Annotated in this window: 9 protein-coding genes; 8 read left to right on the top strand and 1 reads right to left on the bottom strand. The window is 37.4% G+C overall.

The genetic code is table 11. From position 1 onward, the window contains the following. The first annotated feature begins 147 nt into the window (after window positions 1–147). The 7 genes from R6U77_RS03750 (at window position 148) to R6U77_RS03720 (ending at window position 7,676) form a co-directional block, all read left to right on the top strand. Complete coding sequence (locus tag R6U77_RS03750) at window positions 148–1,560, top strand: NAD-dependent succinate-semialdehyde dehydrogenase (protein ID WP_319838338.1); 1,413 nt, start codon at window positions 148–150, stop codon at window positions 1,558–1,560. Window positions 1,561–1,573: 13 nt separating this feature from the next. Further along, window positions 1,574–2,623 (top strand): zinc-dependent alcohol dehydrogenase, encoded by a 1,050-nt coding sequence (locus tag R6U77_RS03745; RefSeq protein ID WP_319837506.1) that lies wholly within the window; start codon window positions 1,574–1,576, stop codon window positions 2,621–2,623. 6 nt (window positions 2,624–2,629) lie between these two features. Further along, window positions 2,630–3,685 carry an NAD(P)-dependent alcohol dehydrogenase gene (locus tag R6U77_RS03740; RefSeq protein ID WP_319837505.1) on the top strand — a complete coding sequence of 352 codons (1,056 nt, stop codon included), beginning with the start codon at window positions 2,630–2,632 and terminating at the stop codon, window positions 3,683–3,685. Then, complete coding sequence (locus tag R6U77_RS03735) at window positions 3,686–4,744, top strand: tartrate dehydrogenase (protein WP_319837504.1); 1,059 nt, start codon at window positions 3,686–3,688, stop codon at window positions 4,742–4,744. A gap of 36 nt (window positions 4,745–4,780) precedes the next feature. After that, a complete protein-coding gene (gene dctP, locus R6U77_RS03730; RefSeq protein ID WP_319837503.1) occupies window positions 4,781–5,785 on the top strand; it encodes a TRAP transporter substrate-binding protein DctP in 1,005 nt (334 codons plus the stop codon). A gap of 121 nt (window positions 5,786–5,906) precedes the next feature. Continuing rightward, window positions 5,907–6,401, top strand: coding sequence for a TRAP transporter small permease (locus tag R6U77_RS03725; RefSeq protein ID WP_319837502.1), 495 nt, complete (start codon window positions 5,907–5,909; stop codon window positions 6,399–6,401). Continuing rightward, window positions 6,402–7,676 carry a TRAP transporter large permease gene (locus R6U77_RS03720; RefSeq protein ID WP_319837501.1) on the top strand — a complete coding sequence of 425 codons (1,275 nt, stop codon included), beginning with the start codon at window positions 6,402–6,404 and terminating at the stop codon, window positions 7,674–7,676. A gap of 59 nt (window positions 7,677–7,735) precedes the next feature. Here the strand turns inward: R6U77_RS03720 and R6U77_RS03715 are convergent, their stop codons facing one another. Next, a complete protein-coding gene (locus R6U77_RS03715) occupies window positions 7,736–8,659 on the bottom strand; it encodes a CAP domain-containing protein (RefSeq protein ID WP_319837500.1) in 924 nt (307 codons plus the stop codon). A 475-nt stretch (window positions 8,660–9,134) separates the two neighbouring features. Here R6U77_RS03715 and R6U77_RS03710 point away from each other — a divergent pair, with 475 nt between their 5' ends. Then, window positions 9,135–13,541, top strand: coding sequence for an S-layer homology domain-containing protein (locus R6U77_RS03710; RefSeq protein WP_319837499.1), 4,407 nt, complete (start codon window positions 9,135–9,137; stop codon window positions 13,539–13,541). The last annotated feature ends 174 nt before the right edge of the window (window positions 13,542–13,715 follow it).

Below are 13,715 nucleotides of genomic sequence, written 5' to 3'. Positions count from 1 at the left end.
AGTTCTGAATTTTTGGAAAAAGGGGAAAATTACTTTATTTTAGATTAAATTTAATATTGACTTTTTTTATAAGCACTCCATATAATCGTATGTAAACCTTTACATCGAATTTTAAAGGAGTGGAAATCATTGGGCAAAAAAGAATTTTTGATTATTAACGGCGAGCAAATTGACACAAAAGAGCAAATTGAAGTAATAAATCCAGCAACAAATAATGTGATTGGCACGGTACCAAAGGGCGGTAGTGAGGAAGCAAAATTAGCGGCTGATGCAGCGTATAATGCGCTTGATGCTTGGTCAAAATTAACTGCTGAAGAACGCTCAAACCTACTGCAAAAATGGTATCAATTGATTGATGACAATAAAGAGGTAATCGGGAAAATTATGACGGAAGAGCAAGGTAAGCCGTTAGCAGAGGCAATTGGTGAAGTAAATTATGCAAATAGCTTTATTTCTTGGTATGCAGAGGAAGGCAAGCGAATTTATGGGCATACTGTTCCTTCGTCAAGTGTGGTTAAGCGCTTACTCGTTATTAAACAGCCTGTAGGTGTGATTGCAGCTATTACGCCTTGGAACTTCCCAGCTGCAATGATTACACGTAAAGTAGGTCCAGCACTTGCGGCAGGCTGTACAGCAGTAATTAAACCAGCATCGCAAACGCCATTTACTGCGATTAAATTAATTGAACTAGCACATGAAGCGGGCATTCCGAAAGGTGTACTAAATATTGTGACAGGAAACGCAGGTGCTATCGTCAAAGAATGGATGAATGATAGCCGTATTCGCAAAGTAACGTTTACTGGTTCTACAGAAATCGGCAAGCAGTTAATGGAACAGGCTGCACAAACAGTGAAGAAAATTTCATTAGAGCTTGGCGGACATGCACCATTCATTATTACAAAACATGCTAATTTACAATTAGCGGCTGAAAATTTAATTAAATCGAAATTCCGTAATGCAGGACAAACATGCGTATGTGCCAATCGCATTTATGTGCATAAGGATGTAGAGGAAGAGTTCGCAAATATTTTCGTAGAAGAAGTAAGGAAATTAAAAATTGGAAACGGTCTTGAAGAGGGCGTTGTCATTGGACCATTAATTGATGGAAATGCGGTTAATAAAGTAAAAGCGCAATTACAGGATGCGGTTGATAAAGGTGCGGTTATTTTGACAGGGGGCAAAGAATTAACAGATAGTCCAGGCTATTTCCTAGAGCCAACAGTTATTTCCAATGTTTCTGACGAAATGGAATGCATGTATGAGGAAACATTTGGTCCACTAGCACCGATTACAACATTTGAAACGGTAGAGGAAGTACTGCAACGAGCAAATAATACACCATTTGGTTTAGCTGCTTATGTATTCTCTGAAAAAATTTCCGAGGCAGTACGTATTTCCGAAGGCTTGGAATATGGCATTGTCGGCTTAAATGATGGATTGCCATCTGTAGCACAAGCGCCATTTGGTGGTTTTAAAGAAAGCGGCCTAGGTAGAGAAGGCGGATTATGGGGCATCGAGGAGTTTTTAGAAGTTAAATATATTTCTGTAGGCATTGAATAAGGGGGATTTATAAATGCAAGCACTGTTAAAAACGAAAGGCGGCGTAGGCAATATCGAGGTTGGAACAGTAGAAGAACCGACTTGTCATGAACATGAAGTAAAAGTCGAAATTGCTTATACAGGTATTTGCGGAACAGATTTGCATATTTATCATGATACATTTAAAAACTACCCACCTGTTATACTTGGGCATGAATGCTCAGGTGTCATCGTCGAAACAGGAAAAGATGTTCAAAACTTAAAAATAGGAGATCGTGTCACAGTGCTTGGCTCAACAGAGCGTACTTGTGGTAAATGTATTCATTGTAAAACAGGCTATTACATGTTTTGTGAGACACGCCGAGGAATGGGACATGGAGTAGATGGTAGTTTTACAAAATATCTTTCTATTAAGGAAGATGCAGTTTATAAACTACCTAAGCACGTATCCTTGCAAGAAGGTGCTTTAGCAGAGCCTTTAGCTTGTGCTGTACAAGCAATTGAGGAGCTAACAGATATTAAAAGTGGCGATATTGTCTTATTGTCTGGTCCGGGTCCAATTGGTTTAATTTGCATGTCGTTATTAGCTATCAAAGGTTGTAAAGTGTTAGTAAGTGGTACAGATGTTGATGCACAACGCTTAGAAATTGCTAAGGAGCTTGGTGCTGCACGGGTAATTAATGTGCAGCAGGAAAATTTAGCAAATATTGTAGCTGAGGAGACGAACAATCAAGGTGTTGATATTACGATTGATTGTACGGGAGCCCCTATGGCGATTAGTAGCTGTTTAGAGCAAGTGAAAAAGCGAGGGCAGCATATTCAAGTAGGGATTGTTGGGAAAGCGTTTACCCTAGATTTCGATACGATTTTATACAAGCAATTGCAAGTATATGGGTCATTAGCACACTCTATAACAACTTGGGAAAGAGTGATGAAAATTTATGATCAAAATCAAATCAATCTAAAGCCTATTATTACACATGTGATGAACTTAAATGATTGGCAAAAAGCATTCCAATTATGCGAGGAAAAGCAATGTGGCAAGGTGCTTATTCAATATGATGAATCAACAAATTTGGAGTGATAAATTGTGAGGACAGTAGATCGAAATCAAAAAATGCAAGTTGCAAGTTTAATTGGGCTTTCACAAGTAGAAGTAGATTACGACACAATACCTGAGGTGCTGCCAAACGAAGTGTTAGTAAAAGTAGAAGCTGTAGGCATTTGTGGCTCTGATATACACTATTATCAACACGGACATATCGGTGCAAGAACCGTACAATATCCCCATATTCAAGGACATGAATTTGCTGGTACAGTTGTTGAAATCGGTGAAGAAGTAACAAATTTTGCTGTTGGTGATCGAGTGACAGTTGAACCAGGAGTTCCATGCCGTAAGTGCGAAAAATGTAGAAATGGCAAATATAATCTGTGCGATAAAGTTGTCTTTTTATCAACACCACCACATAAAGGCGCATTACGTCAATATGTTAGCCATCCTGAGGATTTCGTATTCCCGATTCCAGACGAACTAACATTTGAGGAAGCAACATTGGCGGAGCCATTATCTGTCGCAATCCATGCATTAAGACGGGCAAATCTACGCCCAGGGATGCGTGTTTTAATCACTGGAATGGGACCAGTAGGGTTAATGTGCGCCTGTGCAGCACGCTTCTATAATGCGAGTGAAATCTTTGTTACGGATATGGTTGAACATAAATTACAAGTCGCTGTTGGATTAGGTGCAACAAATACTGTCCATATTCCTGCAGAGGAAATTCCAAAGGATTATTTCGATATTGTTATTGAAACGTCTGGTGCAAAACCTGCAATTCAAAGCGGTATTCAAGCATTAAAAAAGGGTGGCAAACTCGTAAGTATCGGCTTCCCTAAGGATGCGGAAGTACCAATCGATTTAACATTAATGCTACAACGAGAATTAGATTTAATTACCGTGTACCGCTATGCGAACACATTCCCGTTAGCAATTACTATATTAAAAGAGTTAAAAGAAGTTATTGGTACAGTCATTACATCTACTTTTGAGTTAAAAGATATTAGTGAGGCAATGAGAAGGCGACGGAAACGCATTTGGATTCGATTAAAGTCATTGTTTATCCAAATAAATAGAGGGGGCTATAACTGAATGAAAACTTATCGAATTGCAACAATCCCAGGTGATGGTATTGGAAAAGAAGTTGTGCCAGAAGCGATGCGTGTACTAGATGCATTAGCACAGCTAGATGGGGGCTTCCAATTTGAGTGGGATATTTTACCTTGGGGCTGCGATTATTATTTAGAGCATGGTGAAATGATGCCTGAGGATGGGCTAGAAATATTAAAAAAATACGACCAAATTTTCTTAGGTGCTGTAGGATTGCCAGAATTAGTACCAGACCATATTTCATTATGGGGCTTATTAATAAAAATTCGTAGAGGGCTGAAGCAACAAATTAATGTGCGTCCTGCGAAATTATTACAAGGCTTAGAATCACCATTAAAAAACCCTGGCAATTTCGATATTGTTGTTGTTCGCGAAAACTCGGAAGGCGAGTATTCAGATAGCGGTGGACGCATGCATTCAGGAAGTGATGAAATTGCGATTCAAAATGCGGTATTTACTCGCAAAGGTACTGAGCGTGCTATCGCCTATGCTTGCGAATTAGCATCAAAGCGCTCAAAGAAAATAACGAGTGTCACAAAATCGAATGGCTTATCGCATAGCATGCCATTCTGGGATGATGTTTTCCATGACGTAGTCTCTAAATACGATGAGTTGCAGCAAAGTAGCGCACATATCGATGCAATGGCTGCTTATATGATTATGAAGCCTGCAGAATATGATGTAGTCGTAGCATCCAATTTGTTCGGTGATATTTTAACGGATATTGGTGGTGCGATTATGGGGAGTATCGGTATTGCACCTGCTGCCAACTTAAATGTAGAAAGAGAATACCCATCTATGTTTGAGCCTGTACATGGCTCAGCACCCGATATTGCTGGCTTAGGTGTAGCTAACCCATTAGGGCAAATTTGGACAGGTAAATTAATGCTAGATTTCCTTGGGCATGAACAATTAGGTGAAAAGCTTCTCTCAGCTATTGAATACACATTGAAATCAAATATTAAAACGAAAGATTTAAAAGGCTCTGCAACAACAACAGAAGTAACAGATGCTTTAATTGCATATTTAAAACAATCTTAATTTCATTCTAAAAAATAAAGGGTAAGGGGTTATCGTATGAAAAAACTAATAATGGTTATGATGTCGGCTCTATTAATAGTAATTTTAGCTGCTTGTGGTTCTGATAAAAAGGAAGGTGCAGATGGTGCAGGCAAGCAGGTTGTGCTCGATTTAAGTATTCCTGAACCAGAAGATGCGAAATTTGGTTTAACAGCGAAAAAGTTCAAAGAGGAAATTGAAAAATTAACGGACAATCAAGTAACAGTAAAAATTCACTCTAACAACTCTTTAGGTGGAGAGCGCGAAGTATTTGAGTTAATGGGTATGGGCTCAGCTGATATGGCAATCCAATCAGTAGGACCAGTAGGGAACTGGGTAAAAGAATTTAACGTATTAGATTTACCGTTTATTTTTGAAAGCCGTGAACATGCATATAGCGTGCTGGATGGTGAGATTGGTGAGGATTTGAGCAGCAAATTTGAAACGGAAGGCAATGTGAAAACATTAGGCTGGTTAGAAAATGGCTTTGTTGCTACAACATCGAACAACGCAATTAACAGTGTTGAAGATGTAAAGAAAATGAAAATCCGTGTTCAAGAAAATGAAATTCAAATCGACACATGGAAGGCATTTGGTGCAGAGCCAACGCCAATGGCTTGGACGGAAGTATTTACAGGCTTACAGCAAGGTGTTATTGACGGACATTCAAACTCTTTAGCAACAATCCAATCTTCAAAGATTTTTGAAGTACAAGATTATGTGGCAGAGTTAGGAGATCGTTTCAGTGCTGCAACAGTTTCTATTAGTACAAAAACATTTAATAGCCTAACACCTGAACAGCAAGAGGCAGTAATAGAAGCAGGTAAAGTAGCCGCTGAATTTGGTCGTCAAGCAAACCAAGACAAAATTAATGAAGCACGTGAATTTTTATTAGAAAATGGCAATCAAATTACTGAGCCAGACAAGGAATCATTTAAAGCAACTGTAACTTCTGTATATGAGAAATGGGCTCCTAAGCTTGGCGAAGAATTAATTGAAAAAATTCAAAATACATCATATTAAGTATTGCTAGTTGCATTCTAATTGCGAAAACAGCACTTTGTAAGGAATGTATACCGTACAAAGTGCTGTTTTAGCTTAATTCAGTAACTTAGTTAATTCAATCATGAGAGGTGAAATAATATTGAAAGCTGTATTACGTGGATATGTACGTATTGTAGATATGATTAATAAAGTGATGGGCTATGTACTAATGGTGATGCTAGGGACGATGACATTTATTATCTTTTGGAATGTATTTTCTCGTTTCGTTGCAGGCTCTTCACTAGCTTGGTCTGAAGAATTGTCACGCTTTTTAATGATTTTCATGATTTTTATTGGTGCTTCTATAGCGCTTCGAAGCAATGAACTAATTGCTGTTGAGATGCTGTTAGAGCGCTTAGTTGGTAAACCAAAAAAGGTATTGTATATCTTGATTCATCTCGTTTCTATTGTATTTTTTGTTATTTTAATTAAATATGGCTACGCAATGGCAGACAGCTTTAGCAATCAAAAAGCGCCATCATTAGGCGTCTCTATGCAAGTTATTTATTTATCATTGCCTTTAGGTGGGGTGTTGCTATTAATTAACTCTATGGCATGTATTGTTGAAGAAATGATTGGGAAGGGAGAGAAGTAAATGTTAATAGCATTTTTCGTTTCATTATTTGTCTTTATGTTTTTAAGTGTACCAATTGCCATCTCTCTTGGTCTATCAACGATAATTGGTGTTATGATGCATGCAACATTACCGCTGGAAATTATTCCACAAAGAATTTTCGTTGCGTTAAACTCATTCCCGTTAATGGCAATTCCGTTCTTTATTTTAGCGGGTAATATTATGAGTGCAGGAAGTATGTCAAAGCGACTTGTTAACGTTGCAACATCATTGGTAGGTCACTTTACTGGCGGTTTGGCGATGGTTTCCATTTTAGCGACAATGTTCTTCGCTTCCATTTCAGGTTCTGGAGCTGCAACAACAGCAGCGATTGGTTCGATTTTAATTCCAGCGATGATTGCAAAAGGCTATAAAATCGAATACGCTGCTGCCAATCAAGCTGTGGCGGGTGCTTTAGGTATTATCTTGCCACCAAGTATCGCCATGATTTTATATGGTGTTGCCGCAGAAGTATCAATTGGTGATTTATTCATTGCAGGTGTTTTCCCTGGTTTATTAATTACTTTCTCCTTATTAGTAAGCGCTTTATTTATTGCGCGAAAGAATGGCTATGTTGGTGATGATAAGGCAGATTTCCCAACTATAGCGAAAGCATTTAAAGAAGCAATTTTAGCGATTTTAATGCCTTTAATTGTACTTGGTGGTATTTACTCAGGTTACTTTACACCAACTGAGGCATCTGTAATAGCGGTTGTTTATTCGCTTGTTGTTAGTATGTTTATTTATCGAGATTTATCAATAGCTGAATTAGGACAAGTATTCAAAAAGAGTGCTGTTAACAGCTCAGTAATTATGCTAGTAATTGGCTTAGCAGGCGCATTTGGCTTCTTTATTGGCATTAACGGTGTACCTGATATGATTTATGACGCAATGTCAGGGTTTATAACGAATAAATATCTATTCTTAATTATGGTAAACATTCTATTACTTCTAATTGGTATGTTCTTAGAAGGTGGAGCTGCAATTTTAATTTTCGTTCCATTATTATTAGGACCAGCTATCAATTTAGGAATTGACCCAATCCATTTCGGTATGATTATGGTATGTAACTTAGCGATTGGATTAGTAACACCGCCAGTAGGTATCGACTTATTCGTTGTAGCGAAGCTGACCAATGTTGGAATTATGCGAATTGCACGCTTTGCGATACCACTTATTTTGATTTTAATTGTTGATATTTTAATTATTACATTCGTACCAGCCCTATCTACATGGCTACCGTCTCTCATTAAATAGAGATATTTAAAAGCCCAAGCTATAGAATTGAAGTGATTCTGTAGCTTGGACTTTTTTTGTTATTTATAAAACCCGATTGTAAAGTACGGAATATTTGTGTTTGAGAATTGTACACCGATAAATGAATGTGCGAATTTTGCTTGTAAAATATTTTCACGGTGACCGATGGAATTCATTAATGCTTCATGTACATGAATTGCACTGTATTGACCATAAGCTAAGTTTTCACCACTTGCTGTAAATTTGATGCCGCCAGCCTTCATGCGATCCCAAGGTTGTTTACCATCCTTGCCTTTATGGTCAAAGAAATTATAGTAAATCATATCTCGGCTATGCTGACGACCGACAAAATTATATTGTGATTCATACAATAACGCTGGTACGCCATTTGCTACACGCGCTTGATTCATTAAATGAAATGCTAATTCTTCGAAGCTGTTGCGCAAATCATTGGAAGAAGCGCTAAAGAAGCCTTTCTTTGTTAGCTCAGTTTTCTCTGTCACCCATAAAATAGAGCGCACTGTGTTTTTAGCATGTAAATCATAGAAAAATGTTACATATTTACCGTCGATGAAATATGTGCCAGAAGTTACTTTGCCATTGCCATCTACATAACTTTGTTTGTATGCTGTGTTGTTTTTTAGAATGCTGTCAACGGGCTTGCCATATTTTTTTGTGACTGTGCTGCTTGAATCGCCAATTTTAATGCCAAATAAGCTTTGTCCTTTACGTGTATCATAGCCACCAACGACCTCATTATTTTTGCGTCCAACTAAATAAAAGTTTTTGTAATCCTTTTTCTCCATTTCCCACATCATATCGTATTCTGAGTGGAACTTTTTATATACCTTTTGCTGAGCAGCGGTCACCTTTGTTTTCGTAACCTGTGAAGTAGATGTACTAGCATCTACATGGGTAGTTGTGGAAGATATAGTAAAGATAGAGCAAGCGACAACGATTGCGACTAACCATTTTTTAAACATAGTATAGTAACCCCTTTCTTTAAATAACTTACAAATGAGTGAATATCATTAATATGCTAGTTTAAAATGAAAGTGTATTTGACAAAGTTGCTTGTTTAAAAATTTCCTGGTAATTATAGAAATTGATAGAGGGGTAAAACAATACATTCACATCATAAAGCACATTATTTAACAACAATACTACTATGAAAAGCTTGTCTCTACTATAGTGGAAAAGGTGTGAATATAAGTGCCGATTATTTATGCAATAAGAAGATAGTTTTATATTTGAGATATGTAATTGATAAAGTAAAAGGAAATGTGAGTAGAAAGGACTTTATTTTTAGAGAAATTCTATCATTTATCGACAAAATATTCAAATGATTTGTGATTATGTAAAGTCAGCTGCATTTTTTATGTTCTTCTATGAATGTATAACTTTTATAGCCGATAATAATATTATAGATTTCTTTTTCTATATTATAAGGAGGGGCATATGAAAAATAAATATAAAAAATTAAGCAAAGCAGCAGTTGCGACAGTTTTAGCATCTAGCGGTATTCTTGTTGCGTTGCCACCAGCAGCCAATGCATATGTATTTAAAGATTTAAATCCCAATGCGGATTATTATAAACCAGTATTAGATTTAGTGAACCGTGGTGTGATAAGCGGCTATAGCGATGGCACGTTCAGACCAAGCGAGGCTGTGACTAGAGGTGAGGCAGCAAAAATTCTTGCAATTGCAATGGGGTTAAATGTCGCACGTCAACAAAATCCAGGCTTTAAGGATGTACCACAATCGCACCCGTACTATGCATACATTGCAGCGATTGCCAATGAAGGCGTAATTGATGGCTTTAATGATAAATCATTCAAGCCGAATGAATTAATTACACGTGGTCAAATTGCAAAAGCCCTTACACTTGGCTTCCAGCTCGAAGTGGCATCAAAGATTAATCACAACTTTAAAGATGTAACAAGTCAAAATGCAAATGAAGCATATATTCAAACCTTATATAATTTAAATATCGCAAAGGGTACAACTGCGAATACTTTTGAGCCATTTGGCACAGTGACGCGAGCACAGCTAGCGACATTTATTTGGCGCGCAGAAAAGGCAGACAAAGGTAATCCATCTTATAAAGTGGGCGATATTCGTGGGGATGTCATTTACATTAACGGTGTCCAGTACACAATTGGCTCGTCACTAAAGGCTTTTGTTAATGAAGGAAATGCAGCCGCATTAAAGGGTGCTGTTATTGATGGAACGTTTAGTGGAAAAACATTAACAGGCATTCGTGAGCTAACGTTAAATGCCTCTGGTACAGCAAACCGTCTAATCGCATTAGATGGCGGTGGTGCAAACTTTAATGGCAATTTAACAATTAACGGTACTTATTTACGTGTGAAAAATATGAAGCTAAATGGTCGCACAACGATTGCTGAGGTGCCACGTAAAACGTTGGCTGATTACACACAGCGCATCGAAAGCCTAAATGTTGCAAGCATTTCAGGTGTAGGCTTTATCGATTGGTCACAGCCGAATGTACCAGATGACGATGGCTATTTAAATCCAAAAGATAATGAAGTATTAAAGCCTGTACCAGATAAAAACGCTAAGCCAAATACACGTTACTCAGCACGTATGAGCAAAGCAGACGGTTACGTAGACTTTGAGGATGCATATGTATCAAATCTATTCATTGAACGTAACTATACATTTGTATCAGCTGACGATACGTTAAGTCGTGTAACGATTGCACGTGATACAGAGCAAGTAGAAATATATGCGGATATGACAACAATGTATATCGAAACAGCTCGCAACTTAGTCCTTTACGGTGTGCACAATATTGAAACAATCTATAAAAACAATGAGAAAAGCGTCTACCTTAATACAGATAGCTTTATCGACTTCTTATATGTAGATAATAGCTCAGGCTGGATTGATTTAGGTGAGCATGTTTATATTGATCGCGTTGTTTTACCAAAGGACAAAAAGCCAAACCAAATTTTCGATGACTTCGAAAACGATGACGATAAAATGGGCAATATTACAGACCCTGATGGCAAGCCTATTGACCGTGAAGAAGAGGACAAGGAGATCCCAGATGAAACGCGTCCAGTTGCAACAATCACCTCGGTAGATACAGCGGGTGTTACGGCAACTGCTACGTTTACGTCGAATGAGGATGGAACGTATTATTGGGTTGCATTAGAAGCAACTAAGAAGGCACCGACGATACGTGAAATTTTACAGCAAAATGCAGAAAAGCGCGGTACAGTCAAAGCAAATACACCAACATCTTTCACAATTACAGGCCTAGATGAAGAAACAGAGTATGTTTTATATTTAGTTGTTGTCGATAATGCAGGGAATGCTTCGGAGAAGGAAGAATATGAGTTTACGACGAAGGATGGCACGCCGCCAATAGTGCGCGATCTAACAGCAAAAGATTTGCACGGTGGTCAGCGAATCGAATTTGAATTCACACCATCTGAGCCAGGGGACTACTACTATTATATTCGCCGAGCTACAACAGCTCCTGATCCAACAACAGCAGATATTATGGCAAATCCTAGCGGCACAGGCAAAGCTAATACAAAAGACAAAGTTAAAGTGATTGTTGGAGATTTAGAACCAAATACACCATATGATATTTATGTTGTAATGAAAGATAAATCAGGTAATATTTCAGAGGATCCAGCAGAGAAGACTAAAAATCCTGTTGAGACATCTGATCTTGATTATGAGAATCCATTTGTTGTTAACGGGAGATTAGAAAGAATAAGTAGTACGCAATTTGAATTAACTGTAAATGAAAAATTAGATTTTGAAAGTGCAAATAATAAAAATAACTATTTATTAACAGGTACAGTTATTGTCAATGGTCCGAATGATAAAGGGATTATACCTTCTGAGGTAGTATATAAAGAAGGTAGTACAAAGGTTTTATTAACAATTCCATCAGATACGGGATTTGTTAATAACGATACACTACGTGTAACAGTACTACCAGGTGTTAAAGATTTAGCAGGGAAGCCGTTTGAAAATAATAACACCGTACCTCCAGGAAGTACTGTTCGTAACTATGCAGAATATGTGCATGAAGATAAGGTTTCTCCGACGATTACTATAGAAAATGTTATCAATAAAGCAGATGAATCTGATGGCTTCCGCCGAGCAGAGGTGGAATTCAAGCCAAATAAAGCAGGTTCTTACTATTATATGATATTACCAAATACAGTAAAGACAACTAGTGGAGATATAGTTACACTACAACAATATTTAACAGATAATAATATTACAGAGCGAGATTTTATCAATGAATGGGCAAGTAGTAGCACAGATCGCTCTGGTAAGTTCCAAATAGGTGGAGAGAATATTTATGTTCTAACAGGTACAGGCCCAGCGAATTTAGAAGCAAAAACACAAAAATTACCACCAATTTCTATTGAACAAAATAAATTAAACCCATTCAATAGTTATTCTATTTATATGGTATTAAGAGACCGTGGTGGCGAGCTTTCTAAAATTGCGGGACCTAGCGAAATTTTCGGAGATGTTAAAGCACCTTTAATCCGTAACTTAGAGATTAAGCCAGAGGAAAATGTCGATAACAAGGCAATCTTTAGCTTTGAAACGAATGAAACAGTAAAACTACATTACTGGTTTGTGGAAAAAAGAATTGAAGATACAGACGGGAATATAATTGAAAATCCAGATGCTAAATTAACAGCTCCAGCAGATGAAAGACGTTTGGAAACAGAATTGAAACGTAGACCTAGTGTTGAGAAGACAGGAAATGGACTTTCCGGAGCATTGAAAGCAAACATTACCTTAAAACCACATACAGAATATATCGTATATGTAGGTGCAGAGGATACGTATGGGAATTTCACAATTTATAAGGCAAATAGTAATTATACTGACCACGACCGTACAAGCTCAGGCTTTATGTGGCAAGATTTCTACTCAGATGGCAAAGCACCAGAGATAGGTATGACTTCACCGGTAGGAAAAGATTCGAAATCGAAGCCAGGAGAACCGATACTCAAGCCAACATATTATTCAGGTCTGATTTACCGTAACCATGATGATACGTTTACAATTACATTTAGTGAAGCGATTAGACGAAATGTGGAAGGTAAATCGAATCTTGTAAGTACAGGAGATACAGTCATTATAGATTTACCAGAAATTCTAACAATCACAGATAGTACAGGTGCAGATGTAACAAATAAATATGAAGCTGTAAGATATACAGTGGGCTCAGATACTACTAAAAGTAGTCAACTGGTTATTAAGGCGAAACTACCTGCTGATGTAAATAAAACAATCACTGTAACAATGAAAGATGAACTAGTAAATGGCTCACGAGACTTTATTATTTCAGGTTATGAGGGGCATAAATTTGTTAATACAGGTAAATATGCTTACCGAAAGTTGGATGCGATGCTAGAGGAAGTGAAGCTTAGTTACTTGAACACTCTAGGAGATGACAAAAAAGTAGAAGCAACATTCGTTCTATTGTCATCTGCTCAGCAATCCTATGACAATGGTGAAGTACTGAAATATTACTATCTATCCGATGCATGGGGAACAGATGAGACAACTATTATAGATAGAACAGCAGCACAAGTGGTTGAGTCAGTTGTGAATGGCACAGATAGTTCATTGGCAAAAGGAACAGGAGTTGTTGAAACGAGTGGAGAAAGTGGAGCAGCGCGTATAACTATAAATCTAACCCACCCATACAAATTCTTTGGGCAAGATTTGGATGCACCACCACCTGGACCTCGTATGCACGGGGATTGGATAACGATTGTTTTAGAGGATAAATATGGGAATTTGAATAAGATCTATGGTACAGTATATGATCCAAGTAAGCGAACTCAATAAATATAAGTAGTAAACAAGAAACCAAGTGATTATCTCAAAGTCACTTGGTTTTAATTAACATAAAAAGTGCATTCGACATTCAACTAAGCCCTATACAGTGAGAGATTATTTTGTCATTTCTACTTGTGTATTTTATTCATATTTTTATTTATTAATGATGATTACTTATGCAAT

The sequence above is a fragment of the Lysinibacillus louembei genome, from assembly GCF_033880585.1.
GTDB lineage: Bacteria > Bacillota > Bacilli > Bacillales_A > Planococcaceae > Metasolibacillus > Metasolibacillus louembei.
Note: the sequence above shows the minus strand (reverse complement) of the source record. Positions and strands in the feature narration are given on the sequence as shown.

Bases quoted from the DNA above. Each gene is read 5' to 3' on its own strand.
- R6U77_RS03735 (WP_319837504.1), top strand. From the start codon at position 3,686: ATGAAAACTTATCGAATTGCAACAATCCCAGGTGATGGTATTGGAAAA.
- R6U77_RS03710 (WP_319837499.1), top strand. From the start codon at position 9,135: ATGAAAAATAAATATAAAAAATTAAGCAAAGCAGCAGTTGCGACAGTT.
- R6U77_RS03715 (WP_319837500.1), bottom strand. From the start codon at position 8,659: ATGTTTAAAAAATGGTTAGTCGCAATCGTTGTCGCTTGCTCTATCTTT.
- dctP (WP_319837503.1), top strand. From the start codon at position 4,781: ATGAAAAAACTAATAATGGTTATGATGTCGGCTCTATTAATAGTAATT.
- R6U77_RS03745 (WP_319837506.1), top strand. From the start codon at position 1,574: ATGCAAGCACTGTTAAAAACGAAAGGCGGCGTAGGCAATATCGAGGTT.
- R6U77_RS03720 (WP_319837501.1), top strand. From the start codon at position 6,402: ATGTTAATAGCATTTTTCGTTTCATTATTTGTCTTTATGTTTTTAAGT.